Below are 20,846 nucleotides of genomic sequence, written 5' to 3'. Positions count from 1 at the left end.
CGCAGGGGCGCCCCCGGCCGCCCCGGGCTCCGTCCAGGACCTCAGGAGTCCGTGGTGATGCGGGCGCAGGCGCGGACCACCTCGCCGAGGTCCCTGCCCTCTTCGTGGAGGGCACGCTGGCGGCGGGCGCCGCTGCCCCGGGTGAGCAGGTCCTTGACGCCGGCGCGGACCCGGTCGAGGTCGCCGGTGTCGCGCAGGGCGGCCTCGGTGTGGGCGACGAGCGCGTCCAGGGCGGCGTCCGGCGGGACGGGGCGCAGGGTCCGGGGGTCGAGGAGAGGGCCCTCGGGGCCCGAGCGGGCCGCCTGCCAGGCGGCGAGCCTGAGAAGGTCGAGCGGGACGCGGGGGACGGGCTCCCCCGCGCGCCAGGCCCGCGCCTCGGTCTCCACGAGGGCGCGGATCAGGGCGGCGATCAGCACCGTGGTGTCGGGTTCGAGGCAGACGTCGGCGACGCGGACCTCGACGGTGGGGAAGTTGTGGGAGAGCCGGGCGTCGAAGTAGATCATGCCCTGGTCGCGCAGGACCCCGGTGCCCAGCATGTCGCGCACGCGCGCGTGGTAGCCGGCGGCGTTGCCGAAGGGCTCGTACGGGCCCGCCGAGGGGAGGCGGTACCAGACGCGGCTGCGGTAGCTGGCGTACCCGGTGTCCTTGCCCTGCCAGTAGGGCGAGTTGGCGCTGATCGCGGTCAGGAGCGGGAGCCACGTACGGATGCGGTCGAGGACCGCGACGCCCTCGTCGTCCGACTCGACCGAGACGTGCACGTGGCATCCGCCGGTGAGCTGCTCCTCCGCCGTCAGGGCGAACTGGTCGGCCAGCCAGCGGTACCGGCGTCCGAGGTTCCGGGAGGGGCTCACGGGGAGCGGCGAGGTCGCCAGGGCGGCGATCTGGGCGCCGACGCCCTCCGCGTGGCGGCCGGCCTCGCCGCGCCACCGGACGATCTCGTCACGAAGGGCGCCGAGATCGGCGACGGGGCGGGTGGCGAACTCCAGCTGCTCCTGGTGGAGCTCCTTCTCGAAGACGTCCCCCGCCTCCTCCCCCGCGGCCGAGGCGAGGACGGCGGAGGAGAGGGCGAGCGGTTCTCCGGTCCGGGCGCTGACGAGGAGCAGTTCCTCCTCCACGCCTACCGTGCGGGTCCTGTGATGGGCCTGGGCCACGCTGGTGTTCCTTCCGGTGGGGCGGTGCCGGTCTCGCGACGGTCTGTGTCGTCGCGACGGGGCTGTGCCGGTCCTCGCGGTGCTGCCGCTTCCGGGCGCCTACCCCGGATCGGCCGGGTCAGGCCCGGCTCCGCGGACCCCTCTCGCCGTCCCCGTGGTCCCGGCGCCGCGCGGCCTCGGCGCGGGCCTCCTCCTGGAGGCGACGGCCCTCCGCCCGGCGTACGGGGTCCTGGAGGACCTTGCCGTCGGACTCCCGCATCGCGCCTCGGAACCGCTTGAACAGGGTGCTCACCTTGGTCATCTCGCTTCATCCTCCGCCGTCGGGTCATGGCCCTGTCTGTGGTTCCCGTGCCCGTGCGCCTTTCGAGCAAAACATCCCGATTGACCTCATTGTTCGCAAGGGGTCGGGCCCGGCGAGGGAGGGAGGGCCGGTACGGCGTGCGCGGAGGGCTCCCCGCCCGACCTGCCCCCCTTCGCCGCTAGAGTCGTGAGCCCCGCCCTCCCGCGCAGAACCTGGAACCGTCATGACCACCGGACAGGACCGTCCCGCCCCGATCACTGTCCGTCCGGCGACCCCGGAGGACCTCGGCACCCTCCAGGCCCTGGCGCGGCGCACGATCGACGCCCGCTACCGCGCCTTCCTCGGGGACGAGGCGGTGGACCGGTTCGTCGGCAGCGGCGCCTCGGACGCCCACGTGAAGGACCACCCGGAACGGGGCGGGGCGCACTGCCTCCGCCGGAGCGGCCGGATCGTCGGCCTCTCCGTCCTCGACGGGCCCACCGTCGACCTCATGATGGTCGACCCGGAGCACCACCGCGAGGGGCTGGGCCGCTTCCTGCTCCGGCACGCGGAGGAGACGCTGCTCGCCCGGTACGCGACCATCCGGCTGGAGACCTTCACCGCCAACACGACGGCCGTGTCCTTCTACGAGGCGTGCGGCTGGCGCCGCGGGGAGCCGCTGGAGGGCGAGGGGCCGGACAGGGTGGAGTACACCAGGAGCCGCGCGGAGGGCTGAGGCCCTTTCGCGGAGACGGCCGTCGCCGCGGCGCCCGGAGTCGGTCCCACCGGCGTCCGCCCGCCGACGCGCACCGGACGGGACGGGCGCGCCGGTCAGGCGGGTCCACCGGGCCGGGCGGGGTGTGCAGGGTGGGCGGTGCCGGTCAGGCGGGGTGTGCAGGGTGGGCGGTGTGCAGGCCGGGAGGTGTGCCGGTGAGGCCGGGTGTGCCGGTCAGGCGGGGTGCGGCGGTCCTCCCGGGGCTGAGGTGGAGGGCCATCGGACGGTGAGGGGGGTGCCGGGTTCGCGGTGGCGCCAGTCCTCGGCGAGGCGGGCGATGCGGTGGGGGGCGGCGATGCCGCGCACGGTGGCGATCCTTCCTCCCGCGAGGTCGAAGGTGGCGACGCCGAGGACCCGGTCGCCGATGACGAAGACGAGGGCCGGGGCCCGGTTGGCGAGCACGTAGTGGACGGTGGGGACGCCCCCGACCAGGCGGGCCTTCGCGGGGGTGGGCTTGAACCCGGCCCGTACGACGGCGGCGACCTTCTGCGGGGTGGTGAAGTGCAGCAGCCTCCTGGCCAGACCCGCGCCGTCGGAGACGGCGGTCACGTCGTCGGTGAGGAGTTCCACCAGGCGTTCGGTGCGGCCCGAGGCCGCGGCGGCGAGGAACTCCTCGACGAGCCTGCGGGCGGCCGCCGGGTCGGCCTCGCCGCCGCGCCGCGCGGTGGTGACGCGGCGGCGGGCGCGGTGGAGGTGCTGCTGGCTGGCGGACTCGGCGATGTCGAGGAGTTCGGCGATCTCGGCGTGGCCGTACGAGAACGCCTCCCGCAGGACGTACACGGCCCGCTCCACCGGAGACAGGCGCTCCATGAGGGTGAGGACCGCCAGGGAGACGGATTCGCGCTGTTCGAAGGTGTCGGCGGGGCCGAGCATGGGGTCGCCGTCGAGGAGGGGTTCGGGCACCCAGGTGCCGACGGCGCGCTCCCTGCGGGCGTGCGCCGAGCGGAGCCGGTCGAGGCACAGGTTGGTCACGACCTTGGTCAGCCACGCCTCCGGGACCCTGATGCGCTGCCGGTCGGCGGCCTGCCACTGGAGGAACGCGTCCTGGACGGCGTCCTCCGCGTCGGAGGCGGAGCCGAGCATGCGGTAGGCGAGTGACGCCAGCCGGTTCCGGTCGGACTCGAACCGGCTGGTGTCGAAGCGGTCGGTGGTCGCGCTGTTGTTCATGATCGCCTCGGGGTGGTCACACGGCCGCCTTGCCGGCGGGCGTCCTCGGTCCGCGCTCCGGCACCCCCGCGTCCGGTGCGGCGGCCCGGGGTGCGGCGGACAGCGGTGCGGCGGACAAGCGTACGGCGGCCAGGCGGCGCTTGCGGCCGGGCAGGCCGAAGGTGGGGTGCTCGGTGCCCCACAGCGCCGTCCGGAGGATGGCCGCCTTGATCCGCGCCGCGTTCGCTCCGCCCAGGTGCTTCGGCTTCGCCCGCGCCTCGGCGTCGACGAACTGCACGAGGGCGTCCCGGCGTCCGAGGCTGACGTGGTTGCCGACGTAGACCAGCTTCACGCGCGCGATCCTCCCGCCGGTGAGGCGGCCCAGGACGGCGGCCGTGGCCTGCTTCGCGGTGAAGCCGGCGGAGGCGCAGGACATCGGGAGCGGGCGGCCGTTGTCGCCGACGGCGTGGACGCTGTCGCCGACCGCGTACACGTCGGGGTGGGAGACGGACCGCATGGTGCGGTCGACGACGATCCGGCCGGCCTCGGTGACCTCCAGGCCCGACGCGGCGGCGATCGGCGGGACCGCGAATCCGGCCGCCCACACCGTCGCGTCGGACTCCAGGACGGTGCCGTCCGCGCAGAGCGCGCGCGTCGCCTCGACGGCCTCGACGGTGGTGTGCTCCACGACGGTGACGCCCAGCCGGTCGCAGGCCTCGCGCAGGTGGCGGCGGGCTCCGGCGGAGAGCGGGGCGCCCAGCTCGCGGGCGGCGATCAGGGTCACCGCGAGGCCGGGCCGGGACTCGGCGATCTCGGTGGCGGCCTCGATGCCGGTCAGGCCGTCGCCGACGACCAGGACCCTGCCGCTCTCGGAGCGCCGGTCCAGCTGGTCGAGGCGGTCGCGCAGGCGCAGCGCGGCCGGACGGGTGGCGACGTCGAAGGCGTGCTCGGCCACGCCGGGCACGCCGTGGTCGGCGACGTGGCTCCCCAGTGCGTAGACCAGGGTGTCGTAGCCGAGTTCGCCGCCGCCCTCGGCGTCGGCCACGCTGACGATCCGGCGTTCGGGGTCGACCGCGGTGACCCGGGCGACGCGCAGCCGGGCGGACGTGCCCGCGAAGACGTCCACGAGTCGCGGCGCGGCGACGTCCTGCCCGGCCGCGACCTGGTGCAGCCGCAGCCGCTGGACGAACTCCGGAGCGGCGTTGACGACGGTGATGTCGACGTCGGCCGGGGACAGCCGGCGCGCCAGCGTTCCGGCCGTGTAGGCCCCGCCGTAGCCGGCGCCGAGGACGACGATGCGGTGCTTCATGGCGTGCTCCCGTCTGTGGTGTGCGCTCTCGGCGACTTGAACGGGATGGCGCCTCCATTCCTGACAGGAAGGGAGAGTGACCTGGGTCACAGGCTGCGGGAGGGGTGAACCGTGCCGCCGGGGGTGCGGGCGGGGGTGCGGCGGGCGGCTCCCGGGACGTCGCGGGTCAGGCGCCGTCCCGGGAGCCCGTGTGACGGCGTCCGCCAGGAGGTCGACGACGCGCGCTCCTCCTGGGGTCCGGCCGAGGGCCGCCCCGGGTCCGGCCGAGGGCCGTCACGGTTCAGCCGAGGGCCGCCTCGATCCAGGCCCTGAGGGCGGCGGGCGGCATCTCCCCCACGTCTCCGGCGGTCTCCGCGACACGCTCCGGGCCGCCCAGACCGGTGAACTTCTCACGCATCAGCCGGGCGTGGTGGCGCCGCGTGTGGGGGCCGGCCGCCCCGTGCGGGATCAGGCGTTCCTCGCTCGCGGTGCGGCCGTCGGCGAGGCGGACGGTCACGCGGGCGCCGGTGGCCTTGCGCGCCCGGGTGAAGTCGGCCGGGGCGTGGTCGGGGCGTACGGCCGCGGCGGCGACCAGGTCCGGGCCACCGAAGCCTTCCAGCCAGGCGTCGGCGTCCGGACCGGCCCGGCGGATCGCCTCTCCGAACGGCGCCTCCGAGGCGAGGAGCGCGCGGGTCATGGCGGGGTCGTGGACGAGCCTGACGCGCCGGGCGGTCCGCCAGCGGGTCTCCTCGTCGCGATCGGGCGCGGTGAAGTCGGCGACGGTGAGGTCGCCCGTGAGCAGCGCGGTGGCGACGGTGTACGGGGTGTGCAGGACGAGCGCGCCGAGCGGGGCGCCGGGGCCGTCGACGTAACGTTCCGCCGTGCGCTGGGCGGTGAGCGTGTAGAGGGAGGTCTCGACGACGACCTCCCTGATGGCGTCCGCTTCGTCGAGGCGGCCGATCCCGAGTCGGTGGTGCAGGTCGAGGGCGCAGTCGATGGCCGCGTCGACGCCCGGGCCTCCCGGGTGCGTCTTGAACGAGAGGGTCTCGGTGTGCCAGCGGCGGCCCAGCCCGTCGGTGACGGCGTCGACCAAGGGCACCGTGGCGAACCGGGCGAGGAAGCCGTCGGGGTGCTCCAGCAGGTCGGGGGCGCCGTGGAAGCCGGCCGTCGCCGCGTCGCACGCGTCCATGGCGGTACGGACCGGGGCGAAGGTGCTCAGCAGGCGGGCGTCGCTGGCGAGGAAGGCCCGCAGGAGGGGCCACGGGGGCTGGGCGAGGGAGAGCCCGAGGGCGTCGGCCCAGGTCGCGGCCGGGGCGCCCTCGCAGTGGAGGCGGCCGGCGACGGCGCCGACGAGGTGGGTGTGGAGGGCGCTCTGGCCGCGCAGCGGGCCCAGGGTCGCGGCGGCGGTGACCCGGGCGGCGCACTCGTTGGCCGCCACGATCGCGGTGAGCAGTGCGGCACCGTCCAGGCCGAGTCGGTGGGCGTAGGCGAGCGGCACGGCGACGGTGGAGGGGGACAGGTGTCCGGCGTACGCGGTGTCGTCGAGGTTGAGCCAGGACCCGAGGCCCGCGAGGACGCATGCGGAGGTGCGCGGGTCGTCCTGGAACGGGGGGCCGAACGCCTGGACCATGCGCGCGCCCAGCGGTTGCGCGGCGCCGGCGCGGATGGCGCCCAGCTGGGAGAGGAGTTGGCTGGCGGCGAGCGCGAGCACCCGCTCGGGCACGTCCTCGGGGCGCAGCGCGGCGGCCCAGCGGGCAAGGGTGACGAGCGCGGGGGGCGCTCCTGAGACGGCCGGTGCCGGGGAGGCGGTCGGTGTCGGCGGGGCGGTCGGTGCGGCGGGCTCGTACGGGTCCGTTCCCCGGTCGGCGGGCTCGACCCCTCGGCCGGGCTCGACCAGCCGATCAGGCTCGACCAGCCGATCGGCCCGCCTCGGCACGCCGCCCGGTCCGGTGTACGCACCAGGCGCCGCGTACGCGACCGGTGCGGCAGGCTCTCCCGGTCCGGCGGGCGGGATCGCGCCGTCGCGCCGCTCCGGCACGTCCGACCGCCTCGGACGGGGATCCGAGGCCGAAGGCTGCCGGGGGACGGACCGCCGCCGCGGGGGCGCGGCTTCGGCGTGCGCCGAGGGCGCGGGGTGGGGTATGTGCTCGTGGGCGCTCATGCGGCGGGGGCCAGTTCCGTGGCCGGGGCGCCCCAGACGGGGACCATCGCGGGCAGGACCGTGAGGGTCATCACGGCTCCGCCGGGCGGCTGGAGTTCTCCGTCGTACTCGAAGCAGAGCGGGTGACCGTCGAGGCGTTCGACGCGGATCGTGCGGCCGCGCGCGTAGACGACGCCCTGGCGGTTCATGTGAGCGCCGGTCAAGGTCAGTTCGGCCACTTCGGTGGGGAGCACGTCGGAGCCGAGGACGCAGACGTCGAGCAGGCTGTCGTCGGGGGCCGACCAGGGCAGGACCACGTACTGACCGCCTCGGATGCGTCCGCCGCCGACGTTGGCGAAGACGGTGCCGCCCTCGTGGACGACCGAGCCGTCGACGGTGACGCGGCCGGGGTAGGCGGTGAACTCGCGGGCGGTCTCCTCAAGGGCCCGCGCATAGCGCGCGGGTCCGGTCAGCGGGATGTCGCGGGCGGTCTCCAGGGCCTGGGCGATGAGGCCGCTGCAGGCTCCGAGGACCACGAGGGCGCCCGTCTCCACCAGGAGCGCCAGGTCGATGCGGCGCGCGGCGGCGCCGGGCGCGGGGCCCGCGAGGGCGGTGCGGAGGGCGTCCTGCCAGGGGAGGTCGCCCCAGACCATCCGGTAGCCGGAGTTGCCGGTGCCGGCCGGAACGGTGACGAGGCCGGCGGTGGCGGGCCGGAGGCCGGACGTCATGCCGGCGATCACCTCGCCCACTGTGCCGTCTCCGCCGACGGCGACGACGAGGTCGGGGTCCTCGCCCGGGGGGCGCCGCAGCGCCGCGCTGACGGTGTCGCGAGCGTCTCCCCGGTAGCGGGTGGTGTGTACCTCGACCCGCTCGAGGCGCTCTCGACACAGGCCGCTGATCTCGGCCAGGGTCTCGCGGGTCATGGTTCCGGCCGCCGGATTGGCGACGATGAGCGCTCTACGGGGACGGGCGGCCTGCGGTCCGGTGCGGGCCGGCACCTGAGGGTCGTTGAGCATGGCGTCCTCACACGTGGGCGGGAACGGACGGGAAGTGTGCCGCGGACGGCGGATGATCTTCCTCTCCACTCGACCGTAACAACCGGACCGACCGTCGGTCAATCAGACCGGAGCTGCCGCCGGACTCCCCCGGCCCGAAGTCCCGGGCGACCACGACCCACCCCGTACCGGACTCCCCGGCCCGTGGTCCCGAGCGACCGCGACCCGCCGTCCCGGACTCCCCCGGCCCGGTGTCCCGGGGGACCACGACCCCGGCTCCGGGCAACCGCGACCCCGGATCCAGGCGACCACGACCCCCGATCCGGTGGACCGCGACCCCCGGTCCTGGCAACCGCGATCCCGGATCCAGGCGACCACGACCCCGGCTCCCGGGGCGCGCGAGGGGTTCCCGAGCAAGCATCAGCCCGATGTCAGAACCGGGTCAGAGCAGGCTGCCACGATCAAATCCCGGCTCCCCGATCTCGTGTGCCGGTCAGCACAGGGATCCGCCCGCCACCCTTCCGGAAAGGTCAACCATGCTCTCGGACGGAACAACAGAGGAGAAATCCTCCGTACGTTCTGCCTCTTCTGGCCGTGCGGCAGAAGAACGCCAGGCGCCCCTCCGCAGCTACAAGCTCTACGTCGCCGGCAAGGACATCGAAGGCGACGGCTGGGTCTACACGGTGAGCGGCAGATCGCTCCTGGAGGACGTGTTCACCAGCGTGACGCTCAAGCGGAGTCTGGAGAAGGACGCCGAGTCGGACGCCGCCCAGCACCCCTACGTGGTCGGGCGGTGCGCGATCGCGAGCGACGACTCCCTGGCTCTGGCCAGCGAGGCGGCGGCAGCCGCCGCGCCCGGCTGGGCCGCCTTCCCGCTGGAGCGGCGCATGCGTCTCGGCCACCGCTTCCGCGAGGAACTGGAGCGCCGCCGGGACGAGTTCGTCGACATGCTGATCGCGGAGGCCCACCCGGCGAAGCTCGCCCGCTGGGAGTACAGCTCCCTCCTCCAGATCTTCAGCGAGGAGAGCCTGGGCTGGTACCAGGAGCAGATGCACACCGAGTTCCGGCACGGGAACCGCCGGCTCATCGTGCGTCGGCAGCCCGACGGGGTGGTCGCCTTCAACCCGCCGCAGAACGCCCCGCTGCCCAGCGCGGCCCTCGGCGTGCTCTGCCTGATGTCGGGCAACGCGGTCGTCATGCGCGCCCCCCGCAGCATCGCCCTCAGCACCATGTGGCTGATGCGGGACGTGGTCGCCCCGATCCTGGACGAGCTCGGCGCCCCTCCCGGCACGCTCAACGCGCTGTGCGCCAACCCCAAGCAGACGATGGACCGCTGGATCGCCGACCCGCTGATCGACGACATCTTCTACATCGGCGGCAGCCAGGAGGGCCTGCGCCTGGAGCGGAGCTGCGTCGAGAACGGCAAGAAGGCGATCCTCGAACTGGCCGGCAACGACTGCGTCGTCGTCTGGTCCGACGCCGACGTGCCCAAGGCCGTCGAGGCCATCACCGAGGCGTTCTACGGCTCCGGCCAGATCTGCATGGTCCCCAACGGCGTGCTCGTGCACCCCGCCGTCGCCGACGAGCTGCTGGCCGAACTCCAGGAGCAGGTCAAGCGGATCCGCCCCGGCTACCCGGAGGAGGAGGACGTCCTGCTCTCGCCGGTCCGGCGCAGCGAGCGGTTCTTCCGCCTCCTGGACCAGGCCCTGGACCAGGGCGGCACGCTGGTCACGGGCGGGCGCCGCATGGAGGTCGACGGCACGCCGTCCGACACCGGGGTCTTCCTCCAGCCGACCGTCGTCCGGGTCGACGGGCTGGCCCGGGCGCGGGAGTTCGACATCGTGCGCGAGGAGACCTTCTTCCCGCTGATCCCCGTGGTCGTCGCCGAACCGGCCTCCGACGAGGAGCTGTTGACCCGCTTCGTCGACTTCACCAACGCCAACCCGTACGGCCTGCGGAACTCGCTGTGGACCGGGTCCGACGAGATCATCGACACCTTCGTGCGCCAGGTCGTCAACGGCGGGCTGCTGAAGATCAACGACTCGCACATGGGCTGCGTGCCCTACCTGCCCACCCACGGGGGCACCGGTCTGACCGGCGGGGCCTTCGGCGAGGCCAACTACCCGATGCTCAAGACCTCCCATCTGCAGGGCGTCAGCATCGCCAGCGGCGTCAGCCCGTACGAGGCGGTCTTCGGCGCCTGAGAGCGCCGCCCCGCGCCCACCGCCTCACACCCGCCGCCCCCACACCGGCCGCCCCGACCACTCTCCCCCTCTCCCACCGGAGGTACCCGTGCGCTCCCTCGACCGAGCCCGCGCCGTCTGTGAGCAGTACCACCCGGGGCTCCTCAAGGCCCTGGAGGAGATCCCCTTCGAGCAGCGCGAGCGACCCGGCAGCGCCGCCGTCGACCTCTTCCGCGCCCACGGCGGCGTCGGACTCCTCATCCCCACCGCGTTCGGCGGTGCGGGCGCCTCCCCGCTGGAGGCGGTCCGCGTGCAGGAGGCCCTGGGCGCGGTGGCGCCGTCGCTGGCCGCCGCCACGACCATGCACCACTTCACGGCGGCCATGCTGTACGCGCTGGCCGAGCGGGAGGACCGGCTGACCGCCGCCCAGCTGGACCTGCTGCACCGGATCGTGCCGGAGCAGAAGCTCATGGCGTCCGGCTGGGCCGAGGGGCGGACCCAGCAGAACGTCCTCGCCCCGACCGTCACCGCGGAGGTCGTCGAGGGCGGGTACCGGCTGCGGGGCTCGAAGAAGCCGTGCAGCCTGTCGTCCTCCATGGACCTGCTGACGGCCAGCATCTCCGTGCCGGGCGCCGACGGCGCGCCCGAGCTCGCCGTCGCCCTCGTGCCGGCGGGCTCCCCCGGCCTGAGCGTGCACCCGTTCTGGGGCACCGACCTGCTGGCCGGCGCCGAGAGCGACGAGGTGCGCCTGGAGGACGTGTTCGTACCGGAGGAGCTGGTGGTACGGACCTCCGCCGACGACCCCAGCCGGCTGGACGACCTGCAGACGGCCGGCTTCGTGTGGTTCGTCCTGCTGATCTCCGCCGGGTACACCGGCGCCACCGCCTCCCTCGTCGAGCAGGTCGTCCGCCGTGAGCGGGGCGACGCCACGGAGCGCGCGGCGCTCGCGATCGGCCTCGAGGCGTCCGTCGCCCTGCTCGAAGGCGCGGCGCGCGCCCTCGGCACCGGGGTCGAGGGCGAGGAGGCGGTGGCCGGCGCGCTGGTCGCCCGCTACACCGTCCAGGACGCCCTGGTCGCCCACGCCAACCGGGCGCTGGAGCTCCTCGGCGGCATGGAGTTCATCAAGGGTTCGCCGAGCGCGGCCGTCGCCGCCTCGGTCCGTCCCCTCGCCTTCCACCCGCCGGCCCGGCCCGCCGCCGCAGGACCGCTGCTGCGCTACTTCGCCGGCGACCCCCTCGAACTGGCCTGAGGCCCTCGGCGGCGGCTCTCCCCCGGGCCGCCGCCGGGCCTCAGCGCCGCCTCCCTACTTGTTCCGTCCCGTATGTCAGAGGAGTGACGACTCGTGACCGTGGTCCAGGACTCCCCCGCCGGCGCAGCGACGCCGAGCGCGGAGGAAGAGATCCTCCGGCTCTACCGGGCCCATCTCAGCAAGGGCCGGGCCACGCTGGCCGAGCTGTTCGGCAGCCACATGGAGGTGGAATCCTCCGGGGCCTGGCTGACCACCAGCGACGGCGAGCGCTTCCTCAACGCCGGTGGTTACGGGGTCTTCATCATGGGCGCCCGCCACCCCCGGGTGGTGGAGGCCGTCCAGCGCCAGCTGCACACCCACCCCGCCGCCACCCGCATCCTGCTGGAGCCGACGGCCGCCCGGGCCGCCGAGGCCCTGGTGTCGGTGATGCCCGAAGGGCTCGACCGCGTGCACTTCGCGCTCTCGGGCGCCGAGGCGGTGGAGACCGGCCTCAAGCTCGCCCGGGCCAACGGGTTCCGGCGTACCGTCTCCATGAACGGCGGCTACCACGGCAAGACCCTCGGCGCGCTGTCCGCGACCGCCAAGGAGGTCTACCAGCGCCCGTTCCGGCCGCTCGTGCCCGACTTCCTCCACCTGCCGTTCGGCGACGCCGACGCGCTGGAGGCCGAGCTCGCGGCCCACCCCGGCGAGGTGTGCGTCATCCTCGAACCCGTCCAGGGCGAGGGCGGCGTGATCATCCCGCCGAAGGGCTACCTCAAGCGGGTCGAGGAGCTGGTCCGCCAGTACGAGGGCTTCCTCGTCATCGACGAGATCCAGTCGGGTCTCGGCCGGCTGGGCGAGTGGTGGGGCGCGGACATCGACGGTGTCGTGCCCGACGTCATGCTCACCGGCAAGGCGCTCGGCGGCGGTGTGCTGCCGGTCTCCGCCGCGGTCGCCACCCGCAAGGCGTTCAAGCCCTTCGACAAGGACCCCTTCCTCCACACCGCGACCTTCTCCGGACAGCCGCTGCTGATGGCCGCCGTCCAGGCGTCGATCGAGACGATCAAGGAGGAGCGGCTGGTCACCAAGGCCGTCGAGCTCGGCGACGTCCTGCTGCGGGGGCTCACCGAGATCGCCCGCCGCAACATCCCCGACCAGCTGGTCGAGGTCCGGGGGCGCGGCCTGCTGATCGGCGTCGAGCTGGTCGAGGCCGGCCTGGCCGGAGAGCTGCTGATCGAGCTGTTCAACCACGGGGTCGTCGCCAACCACTCGATGAACGGCAGCGCGGTCGTGCGCTTCACGCCGCCGGCCACCCTGACCGACACCGAGGTGCGGATCCTCCTCGACTCCTTCGACAAGGCCACCCGCGACCTGATCCGGGGCGCGGCCACGATGCCGGAAGGCGGTAACTGACCGTGCGACACGTAGAGATCAAGGTGCTGGTCCCCGCGCAGGAGGCCCGGACGGTCTTCGAGTCGATCATCCACTGGGAGAAGTACCCGGACCTGGCCCCCCACGTGCACACCACGACGGTGCACGCCACGCTGCCGGCGGCGGAGTGCTCCTCCAGCTGGGAGCTGCACTTCCGCAGCGGCCTGCTGCGCTGGACGGAGCGGGACGAGTTCTCCCTGGAGGACCTGACGGCCCGCTTCGAGCAGACCGACGGCGACTTCGACAGCTTCGAGGGCGTGTGGACGCTGCGCCAGGAGGGCGCGGACGTCGCCGTCGACTTCGAGGCCGACTTCGACTTCGGCATCCCCAGCCTGGAGGGGATCCTCGACCCGATCGCCGAGCGGGTCATCAAGGAGAGCGTGGCCTGGTCCGTGACCGGCATGTTCCCCGGTTCCAAGCTCCTCGGCGACGCCAACCTGAGCGACGTCCGTCCGGAGACGGCAGCGGCGTGACCCGCCTCCCCGACAGGAGCTGAACCATGGACCAGGCCAATCCCTTCGAGACGCCGCGCACCTACTCGCTCCACCGGGCCGAGTACCTCGTCGGTCTGGCGGTGACCACCGGTTTCCTCATCGCCCATCTGGACGAGATCAGATGGATCCCGGCGATCGCGCTCTTCTTCTACATCGACGTCATCGGGTACATCCCCGGCGCCATCGCCTTCCGGCGCAGCGGCGGGCGTCCGATCGCCAAGACGTACTACGTGCTCTACAACGTGATGCACAGCCTCATCACCCAAGGCGCGGTCGTGGCCCTGTGGTGCTGGCTGATCGGGCCGGAGTGGGCGCTCCTGGTGATCCCGTTCCACCTCTTCGGCGACCGGGGCCTCTTCGGCAACTTCATGAAGTCCTTCGCGCTGCCCTTCGAGCCGGTGCGCCAGCCCGGCTATCTGCGGCTCCTGGACGACCTCGGCATCAAGCACCCCAAGCCGGTGGGTCATGCGACCGACCCGGTGCCCGTGGGGCACGTCCCCGCCTCCCGGACCGCGGCGCACGGGCGGCGCGTCCGTGAGGAGGCCACGCGATGAGCACCGCGCTGCGTCCGCGCGCCGGGCTCCGCACCCCGGAGGGCCGGCGGCTGCGACGGCGGGCGGTCTACCACTTGGCCGCTCCGGTGGCGGTGCTGACCGTGCGTCACGGCGACGTGCTGCACGGGACGACGGTCAGCACGGTGTCCACCGTCTCCCGGGAGCCGCTGCTGCTCGGCGCCTCCCTGCGGCGGGGGTCGCAGTTCGCCGAGCTGGCCCTGGCGGCCGGCCGGTACGCGGTCAACGTCCTCGCCGGCGACCAGGCGGATCTGGCCCGGTACTTCGCCGACGGCTCGCGTCCCGGCGGGGCGGCCCAGTTCGCCGGGCTTGCGTGGGAGCCGGGCCCGTACGCGCACGCGCCGCTCCTCGGCGGCGCGCTGGCGCACTACACCTGCCGGCTCGCCGGCTCCACCTCCGTGGGGAGCCAGGAGGTGCTGATCGGACACGTGACGCACGCCGTCTCCGGCGACGGCGACCCGCTGCTCAGCTACGCGGGCGGGCTGTACAGCGGGCCGCTCACCCCCGTCCGGGACCCCGGACCGGGCAGTCAGACCAGGAAGGAGTCCACCGCATGACCGATCACGTGGCCCCCGAGGCGGACTGGGACGAGGCGCCCGGTCTGCTCGACGGGGCGAAGGAGCTCACGCTCGGGCCCGAGGAGTGCGACCTCTCCTACTGGATCACGTCGGTGGCCCAGGGAACCCTCCGGGACCGCGGCGACACCGGGCACCACGCCGACGCCGTCGTCCCCGGGTTCCTCAAGGAGCCCGGTCCGCTCCGGGACGCGCTCACCCTGGAGTTCGGGTTCCGCGCGCTGTCGGAGGAGATGGCCACCCGGATCCTGGGCCGGTACGTGACGATCGCGCCGGGCATCCCGGAGATGGAGTTCTACGCGACCCAGCTCCTCGACGAGGCCCGGCACGCCCGGGTGTTCCGCAACCACCTCGTCGAGCTCGGCCACCCCGCCGACAGCCTGCTGCGGGACGTGGACGAGATGGCCGCGGACTACCGCCGCCGCGTGCTGGAGCCGGTGAAGGAGTTCACCGACGACATCGTGACCGGCCAGTCCGACTTCATGGGCGGGGTCGCCGTCTTCGCCATCGTCATCGAGGGCGTGCTCGCCCCCGCGGCCGAGCTGAGCGAGCGCAAGTGGACGCCGCTGTCGCCCGCCACCGGGGAGATCTCCCGGGGCACCGCGATCGACGAGATCCGGCACCTGACGGTCGCCAGCACCATCCTCCGCGACCACGTCGTCCGGCACCCCGAGTACCGGCCGAGGCTGCTGGAGATCCTGCGCGCGGGCGTCCGGCTCTGGGACGAACTCCCGGACCGCGAGTACGTCCTGCCGCGCGAGGAGATGTTCCAGAAGGGCATGCAGGAGCACACCGAACTGCTCCGGGACTACGAGATCTGGCCCGGCGTGCGGATGCTGGACACCACCCCCGAGCAGCGGTACGACATGGCCGAGCGGTGGACCGACGAGATGGCCGAGGCCCGCATGGCCTACATGGGCCTGCCCGTCGAGGTCCTGGCGAGCGGCCAGGGCGGCGGCGCGGCATGACGGCCCCGGCCCGGCCTGCGGTCGCGGGGCGCGCGGCGGTCGTCGCAGGCATCGGTTCGTACGTGCCGCCGGACGTCGTGACCAACGAGGAGCTGACCCGCCGGCTCGACACCACCGACGAGTGGATCCGCAGCCGTACCGGCATCGCGACGCGCCACGTCGTCTCCCCCGGCACCGCCACCTCCGACCTGGCCGTCGAGGCCGGGCTGCGGGCGCTGAAGTCGGCGGGGAGCGACGAGGTGGGGGCCGTGGTGCTCGCCACCACGACGCCGGACCACTCGTGCCCGGCCACCGCGCCCGCGGTGGCGGCCCGCCTCGGTCTGACCGGGGTGCCGGCCTTCGACGTGGCGGCGGTCTGCACCGGCTTCCTCTACGGCCTGGCGAGCGCGTCCGGGCTGATCGCGGCGGGCATCGCGGACCGGGTGCTGCTGGTGGCGGCCGACGCCTTCACCACCATCATCGATCCCGGGGACCGCACGACCGCGGTGATCTTCGCCGACGGGGCGGGGGCCGTCGTGCTGCGCGCCGGCGAACCCGGCGAACCCGGGGCCGTGGGACCGCTCGTGCTGGGCAGCGACGGCACCCGCGCCGACCTCATCGAGGTGCCGGCCGGCGGGTCGCGGCAGCGGTCCTCGGGCAGGCCCGCCGCACCGGAGGAGCACTACTTCCGGATGCGGGGCCGGGACACGTACCGGCACGCGGTCGAGCGCATGACCGCGACCTCCGTGGAGGCGGTGGAGCGACGCGGGTGGACGCTGGACGGCGTCGACCGGTTCGCCGCGCACCAGGCCAACGCCCGCATCCTCGCCGCGGTCGCGGACCGGCTGGAGATCCCGGACGAGCGGCGGCTCTCCAACATCGAGCACGTCGGCAACACCGGCGGCGCCTCGCTCCCGCTGCTGCTCTCCCAGGCGGCGCAGGACGGGCGGCTGACGGCCGGCCAGAAGGTGCTGCTCACCGCGTTCGGCGGCGGTCTCGCCTGGGGCGCAACCACCCTGCACTGGCCCGATCTCGACCCGCTCTGAATCCCCTTCCCATAAGTCAGTGATCATCCCGCGCTCTCTGCGCACGACCGGAGGAACATCATGTTCGAGCAGCTCAAGGCCATCCTCGTCGACAAGCTGAAGGTCTCGCCCGAGGCCGTCACCCCGGAGGCCACCCGGGAGGAGATCGAGCTCGACTCGCTGGCCGTCGTGGAGCTCTCCCTGATGCTGGAGTCCGAGCTGGGTCTCAAGATCAGCGACGACGAGCTGGTGGAGGCGCCCACCGTCGGTGACATCGTGGCGCTCATGGAAGAGCGGGGCGCGAGGATCTGATGGCGGGCATCGATGTTGCCGTCACCGGTCTCGGCCTCGTCACCCCGGCCGGCATCGGGGTGGAGTCGAGCTGGATGACGGTCCGCTCGGGGCGTTCCACGGCCGCGTTCGACCCGGTCCTCGCATCGAACCCGGTGCGGATCTCGTGCCGCGTGCCCGGGTTCGACGCCGATGCCCTGCTGGGGGCCAGGCGCGCCCTGCGCCTGGACCCGTTCGTACAGTTCGCCCTGGTGGCCGCCCGTGAGGCGCTGGCCGACGCCGGTCTCGACCCGAAGACCTGGGACGGCGCCCGCGTCGGCGTCGTCCTGGGCAACGGCGACGGCGGGCCGACCACGGTGGAGGCGCAGCACCGGGTGCTCCTGTCGGCGGGTGCCGCCAAGGTGTCTCCACTGCTGCTGCCGATGCAGCTGCCCAACATGCTGGCGGGCCAGACGGCCATCGAGTTCGGGGCGACCGGTCCCAACCTCGTCGTGGCCACGGCGTGCGCGTCCGGCACGACCGCGGTGGGCGTCGCCCGCGACCTGCTGCTCCTGGACCGCTGCGACGTGGTGCTGACCGGCGGCAGCGAGGCGCTGATCACGCCGCTGGCGATGGCGGGCTTCGCGCAGATGGGCGCGCTGTCCCGGCGGGAGGACGACCCCGCCGCCGCGTCGCGTCCCTTCGACGCGGACCGGGACGGGTTCGTCGCCGGGGAGGGCGCCGGCATCCTGGTGCTGGAGCGGCTGGCGGACGCGCGCGCCCGCGGTGCCCGGGTACGGGCCCGGGTCGCGGGGTACGGGGCGTCCGCCGACGCCCATCACATGACGTCGCCGCATCCGGCGGGCGCCGGGATCGAGGCGGCCGTCCGGGGGGCCCTGCGCGACGCGGACGCCGGGCCCGGCGACGTGACGCACGTCAACGCGCACGGCACGTCGACGCCGCTGAACGACCTGGCGGAGGCCGCCATGCTGAAGCGGACGCTGACGGGCGATCCGCTGGTCACCTCCACCAAGGGCGTGACGGGGCACCTGCTGGGGGCGGCGGGGGCCGTGGAGGCGGTCTTCACGGTGCTGTCGGTGGAGCAGGGGATCGTGCCGCCCACCGCCAACCTGACGCGGCCCGACCCCCGCGTCGAGATCAAGGTCGCCCAGACGGAGACGTCGCTCGCCGTCGACCTGGCACTGAGCAACTCCCTCGGATTCGGCGGACAGAACGCGGTGCTGGCCGTCGCCTCCGCCTGACCGTGACCTCCGTCCGGGGCAGCCGACCCGTCACCGGGTCGGCTGCCCCTTGTCCGTACCTCCCCCTCCCGCGGCCCGCCCGCATCCCCGCCCGCCCGCGCGCCGGGGTCCGGGGCCGCACAGGAACGCTAGGAGACCGTCGTGCACGATGTACGCGAACTGATCGCGCTGGGGCCCGAGGCCGTCCGGCGCCTGGCCCGACGCGACCACCCGCTGGATCTCGACGCCCTGGAGGCGGCCGCGCGCCGGCGGACCGCAGCCGAGGAGCGGGTGAGCCGGCTGCGGGCGGAGCTGAAGGCCGCGGCGCGCGGCGGCGCGCCGGGTGAGGAGGGGCGCGCGGCGGCCCGCGCGCTGCGGGACCGGGTGCAGGAGGCGGAGGCGGAGGCGCGGACCGCGAGCGCCGAGCTGACGGGCGCCCTGCGGACGATCCCCAACCTGCCGCTGGACGAGGTGCCGGACGGCCGGTCCGAGAAGGAGGCCGTGGAGGTGCGCAGGGGCGGTCCGCCCGTCGTGGCCGGCGAGGTGGCGGTGCCGCACCACGCCGAGACCGGCGAGCGGCTGGGGCTCTTCGACACCGCCCGTGCCGCCCGGCTGTCGGGGTCCCGGTTCCATCTGGGTCGCGGGAGGGGGGCGCGGCTGGAGCGGGCGGTCGGCGACTTCCTGCTCGATCTGCACGTGGAGCGGCACGGCTACACCGAGTACAGCGTCCCGTTCCTGGTCAACCGGGAGACGATGACGGGAACCGGCCAGCTCCCGAAGTTCGAGGAGGATCTCTTCGCGACCCGGGTCGGCGACCGCGAGCTGTTCCTGATCCCGACCGCCGAGGTGCCCCTGACGAATCTGGTGGCCGGGGAGACGCTCACCGACGCCGAGCTGCCGCTCGCCCTCACCGCCCGTACCCCCTGCTTCCGCTCCGAGGCCGGTTCCCACGGACGCGACACCCGCGGGCTGCTGCGGTTGCACCAGTTCGAGAAGGTGGAGCTGGTGCGGGTGTGCGCGGCGGCGGACGCGGCCGCGCAGCTGGAGCTGATGGTGGGGCACGTCGAGGAGTGTCTGCGGCAGTTGGAGCTGTCGTACCGGGTGGTCCTGCTGCCCGCGGGCGACATGGGCTTCTCGGCGCGGATGACGTACGACGTCGAGGTGTGGCTGCCGGGCGGCGGCGCCTTCCGGGAGATCTCCTCCGTCTCGGACTGCGGCACCTTCCAGGCCCGGAGGGCGGGGATCCGCCACCGCGACGCCGCCGGGCGGAAGGGTCCCGCCGCGACGCTCAACGGCTCGGCGCTGCCGGTCGGCCGCACCGTGGCGGCCCTTCTCGAACAGGGGTGGCGGCCGGACGGCAGTGTGGTCCTGCCGGACGCCCTGGTCCCGTACACCGGGTTCCGGACGCTGCTGCCCGGGGGCCGTACCGCCTGAGACGCGGAAGCGGGCCCGTTCCGCCGGCGGCGGCCGGCGGAACGGGCCCGCTCTCTCGTACGGTCGCGGACGCGGGGAGGGCCGCCGTCCGCACGGCGTCAGGAGGAGGGGGTCGTCACGCGGAGCGTGCGAGCGTGGGGGCGCTGGTCAGAGCGAGGGAGGGATCGTGGGAGAGGATCGCGTGCTCGACGTTGCGCAGCGAGGGGGAGGGCAGCACGCCGATCTCCTCGGAGAGGCGCTGCCACATGCGGCGGTAGGTGTCCAGGGCGTCGGCCTGTCGGCCGGAGCGGTACAGGGCGATCATGAGCTGCTCGCAGAAGCGCTCGCGGAGCGGGTTGTTGACGTGGGCGTCGCAGAGTTCGGGCAGGATGCTCGCGTGGCGGCCGGCGCCCAGCTCGGCGTCGAAAAGCAACTCCCTGGCCCGCAGGCGGTGTTCCTCGTAGAGGGAGCCGGCGAGGCGGCACACCGAACCGCCGGGGAGGGGTCCGAAGACGGGGCCTCTCCACATGGAGAGGGCTGAGCGGAGGAGGCCGGCGGCGTCGCCCGGCCGGTCGGCGAAGACGGCCTCGGCCCGGCGGACCTTCCTGAGGAACTGGGTGGCGTCGAACTCCTCCGGATCCACGGCCAGCCGGTAGCCGGAGGGGTGGACCGTCAGGCGCGACGCGGATCGTTGGGGCTCCATCGATTTCAGCCGACGGCGCAATCGGCTGATGTGTGCCTGGAGGGCGTTCGCCTGGTTGTCGGGGGCGGATTCCCCCCACATCTCGTCGACGAGGGTCTCGCCGGAAACCGCTTGACTTTCGCTGACCAGGAGCACCTGTAACAAAGTGCGCTGAAGATCGCCTGGTATCTCGACCTGACCTGATTCCGTATGAACCTCTAACGACCCGAGAATCGAAAACCTCAGCATGTCATCCTCCGTTGCGGCGTGCGTAGGGTGCACATGGAGACAAGCGCGACACTGCCGTGGACTCTTACACCTTTCAGTCAGATGACTTGTTTTCGACGGTATTCCGAATAGTCATCCCCACGAACAGCCGTGCACTTTAGTTCGATTCAATCCTGCCACAATAGGATTCGGAGTGATCTTCTTTTTTACGAATGTTTACCGTGAATCCCGGTCGCCGAGACGGCCGGGCGCCGGTCGGGCGCCCGGCCGGCGCGTCTACGAACCGATATGCGCGCCTCCCCGGGCCCGGAGCGTGGCCGCGTGTCCGGGAATGTGCTCCGTGGCGCGGATCCCGACCAGGTCACCCCACGTGAGGTCGTCGTCGAAGACCACGGCCCCCTGGCGGTCGACGAGCCGGGCGCGCACGGTCGACTCCGCCGCCGCCTCGGGGGTGAGGGCGAGCAGATCGACGAGTTCCATCGCGTTCCGGCGGACCAGCTCCGCCCGCTCCGCGTGGGTGGTCGAGGCCAGGATCCGGCCGATCTCGGACTTGGACATGGCCCGCTCGTTGTCCAGCCGGGCGGCCCGGCCGGCCAGGACGTCACGTCCCGCCTCGGCCAGGGCCCGGTCGCTCAGCGCGATGTGCGCGAGGATCCAGTCGATCTGGGCGCGGTCGGACTCGCCGAGGGGCGAGGTGTCGGTGATCAGCTCGGCCGCGTCCAGCAGTTCCTGGTAGGCGAGGAGGAGTTCGTTGGTCTTCACGGTGGCTCCGTAACAGGGAC

Annotated in this window: 20 protein-coding genes; 12 read left to right on the top strand and 8 right to left on the bottom strand. The window is 73.7% G+C overall.

What is annotated here, in order from left to right; all coding sequences use genetic code 11:
* Positions 1-41: 41 nt before the first annotated feature.
* A complete protein-coding gene (locus ACF1BN_RS14005; protein ID WP_392331837.1) occupies positions 42-1,151 on the bottom strand; it encodes a glutamate--cysteine ligase in 1,110 nt (369 codons plus the stop codon).
* Between the two features lie 118 nt (positions 1,152-1,269).
* On the bottom strand, positions 1,270-1,452 hold the full coding sequence (locus ACF1BN_RS14000) for a hypothetical protein (RefSeq protein WP_392331836.1): 183 nt from the start codon (positions 1,450-1,452) through the stop codon (positions 1,270-1,272).
* Between the two features lie 223 nt (positions 1,453-1,675).
* On the opposite strand from ACF1BN_RS14000, the gene ACF1BN_RS13995 reads away from it, so the two are divergent.
* Entirely contained in the window at positions 1,676-2,167 is a 492-nt protein-coding gene (locus ACF1BN_RS13995; protein WP_392331835.1) for a GNAT family N-acetyltransferase, read from the top strand.
* 213 nt (positions 2,168-2,380) lie between these two features.
* Here ACF1BN_RS13995 and ACF1BN_RS13990 read toward each other — a convergent pair whose 3' ends face one another.
* From ACF1BN_RS13990 to ACF1BN_RS13975, 4 genes are all read right to left on the bottom strand, one after another.
* Positions 2,381-3,373, bottom strand: a complete 993-nt coding sequence (locus ACF1BN_RS13990) for a sigma-70 family RNA polymerase sigma factor (protein WP_392331834.1) — start codon at positions 3,371-3,373, stop codon at positions 2,381-2,383.
* Between the two features lie 16 nt (positions 3,374-3,389).
* Positions 3,390-4,661: an NAD(P)/FAD-dependent oxidoreductase gene (locus tag ACF1BN_RS13985; protein ID WP_392331833.1), complete on the bottom strand. Its 1,272-nt coding sequence runs from the start codon at positions 4,659-4,661 to the stop codon at positions 3,390-3,392.
* 280 nt (positions 4,662-4,941) lie between these two features.
* The gene (locus ACF1BN_RS13980; protein ID WP_392331832.1) at positions 4,942-6,678 is read right to left on the bottom strand and encodes an MmgE/PrpD family protein; all 1,737 of its coding nucleotides are present in this window, start codon (positions 6,676-6,678) and stop codon (positions 4,942-4,944) included.
* A gap of 119 nt (positions 6,679-6,797) precedes the next feature.
* A complete protein-coding gene (locus ACF1BN_RS13975; protein WP_392331831.1) occupies positions 6,798-7,796 on the bottom strand; it encodes a diacylglycerol/lipid kinase family protein in 999 nt (332 codons plus the stop codon).
* A 515-nt stretch (positions 7,797-8,311) separates the two neighbouring features.
* Here ACF1BN_RS13975 and ACF1BN_RS13970 point away from each other — a divergent pair.
* The 11 genes from ACF1BN_RS13970 (at position 8,312) to serS (ending at position 19,175) form a co-directional block, all read left to right on the top strand.
* A complete protein-coding gene (locus ACF1BN_RS13970) occupies positions 8,312-9,979 on the top strand; it encodes an aldehyde dehydrogenase family protein (RefSeq protein ID WP_392331830.1) in 1,668 nt (555 codons plus the stop codon).
* A gap of 88 nt (positions 9,980-10,067) precedes the next feature.
* Positions 10,068-11,207: an acyl-CoA dehydrogenase family protein gene (locus tag ACF1BN_RS13965; protein ID WP_392331829.1), complete on the top strand. Its 1,140-nt coding sequence runs from the start codon at positions 10,068-10,070 to the stop codon at positions 11,205-11,207.
* A gap of 93 nt (positions 11,208-11,300) precedes the next feature.
* On the top strand, positions 11,301-12,599 hold the full coding sequence (locus ACF1BN_RS13960; protein WP_392331828.1) for an aspartate aminotransferase family protein: 1,299 nt from the start codon (positions 11,301-11,303) through the stop codon (positions 12,597-12,599).
* 2 nt (positions 12,600-12,601) lie between these two features.
* The gene (locus ACF1BN_RS13955; RefSeq protein ID WP_392331827.1) at positions 12,602-13,090 is read left to right on the top strand and encodes an SRPBCC family protein; all 489 of its coding nucleotides are present in this window, start codon (positions 12,602-12,604) and stop codon (positions 13,088-13,090) included.
* A 26-nt stretch (positions 13,091-13,116) separates the two neighbouring features.
* The gene (locus tag ACF1BN_RS13950; RefSeq protein WP_392331826.1) at positions 13,117-13,665 is read left to right on the top strand and encodes a hypothetical protein; all 549 of its coding nucleotides are present in this window, start codon (positions 13,117-13,119) and stop codon (positions 13,663-13,665) included.
* Positions 13,662-14,240 (top strand): flavin reductase family protein, encoded by a 579-nt coding sequence (locus ACF1BN_RS13945; protein ID WP_392331825.1) that lies wholly within the window; start codon positions 13,662-13,664, stop codon positions 14,238-14,240. Before ACF1BN_RS13950 ends, ACF1BN_RS13945 begins: the two co-directional genes overlap by 4 nt.
* Positions 14,237-15,226, top strand: coding sequence for a VlmB-like protein (locus tag ACF1BN_RS13940; protein ID WP_392331824.1), 990 nt, complete (start codon positions 14,237-14,239; stop codon positions 15,224-15,226). The genes ACF1BN_RS13945 and ACF1BN_RS13940 overlap by 4 nt, the downstream gene beginning before the upstream one ends.
* Positions 15,223-16,251, top strand: coding sequence for a beta-ketoacyl-ACP synthase III (locus ACF1BN_RS13935; RefSeq protein ID WP_392331823.1), 1,029 nt, complete (start codon positions 15,223-15,225; stop codon positions 16,249-16,251). Before ACF1BN_RS13940 ends, ACF1BN_RS13935 begins: the two co-directional genes overlap by 4 nt.
* Before the next feature lie 60 nt (positions 16,252-16,311).
* Entirely contained in the window at positions 16,312-16,542 is a 231-nt protein-coding gene (locus ACF1BN_RS13930) for an acyl carrier protein (RefSeq protein WP_392331822.1), read from the top strand.
* Entirely contained in the window at positions 16,542-17,762 is a 1,221-nt protein-coding gene (locus ACF1BN_RS13925) for a beta-ketoacyl-[acyl-carrier-protein] synthase family protein (RefSeq protein WP_392331821.1), read from the top strand. The genes ACF1BN_RS13930 and ACF1BN_RS13925 overlap by 1 nt, the downstream gene beginning before the upstream one ends.
* A gap of 141 nt (positions 17,763-17,903) precedes the next feature.
* Positions 17,904-19,175, top strand: a complete 1,272-nt coding sequence (gene serS / locus ACF1BN_RS13920; protein ID WP_392331820.1) for a serine--tRNA ligase — start codon at positions 17,904-17,906, stop codon at positions 19,173-19,175.
* Between the two features lie 115 nt (positions 19,176-19,290).
* On the opposite strand, the gene ACF1BN_RS13915 is transcribed toward serS, so the two are convergent.
* Complete coding sequence (locus ACF1BN_RS13915) at positions 19,291-20,085, bottom strand: BTAD domain-containing putative transcriptional regulator (protein ID WP_392331819.1); 795 nt, start codon at positions 20,083-20,085, stop codon at positions 19,291-19,293.
* A gap of 255 nt (positions 20,086-20,340) precedes the next feature.
* A complete protein-coding gene (locus ACF1BN_RS13910) occupies positions 20,341-20,826 on the bottom strand; it encodes a hypothetical protein (protein ID WP_392331818.1) in 486 nt (161 codons plus the stop codon).
* Between the last annotated feature and the right edge of the window lie 20 nt (positions 20,827-20,846).

The sequence above is a fragment of the Streptomyces sp. NPDC014861 genome (genome assembly GCF_043081625.1).
Lineage (GTDB): Bacteria > Actinomycetota > Actinomycetes > Streptomycetales > Streptomycetaceae > Streptomyces.
Note: the sequence above shows the minus strand (reverse complement) of the source record. Positions and strands in the feature narration are given on the sequence as shown.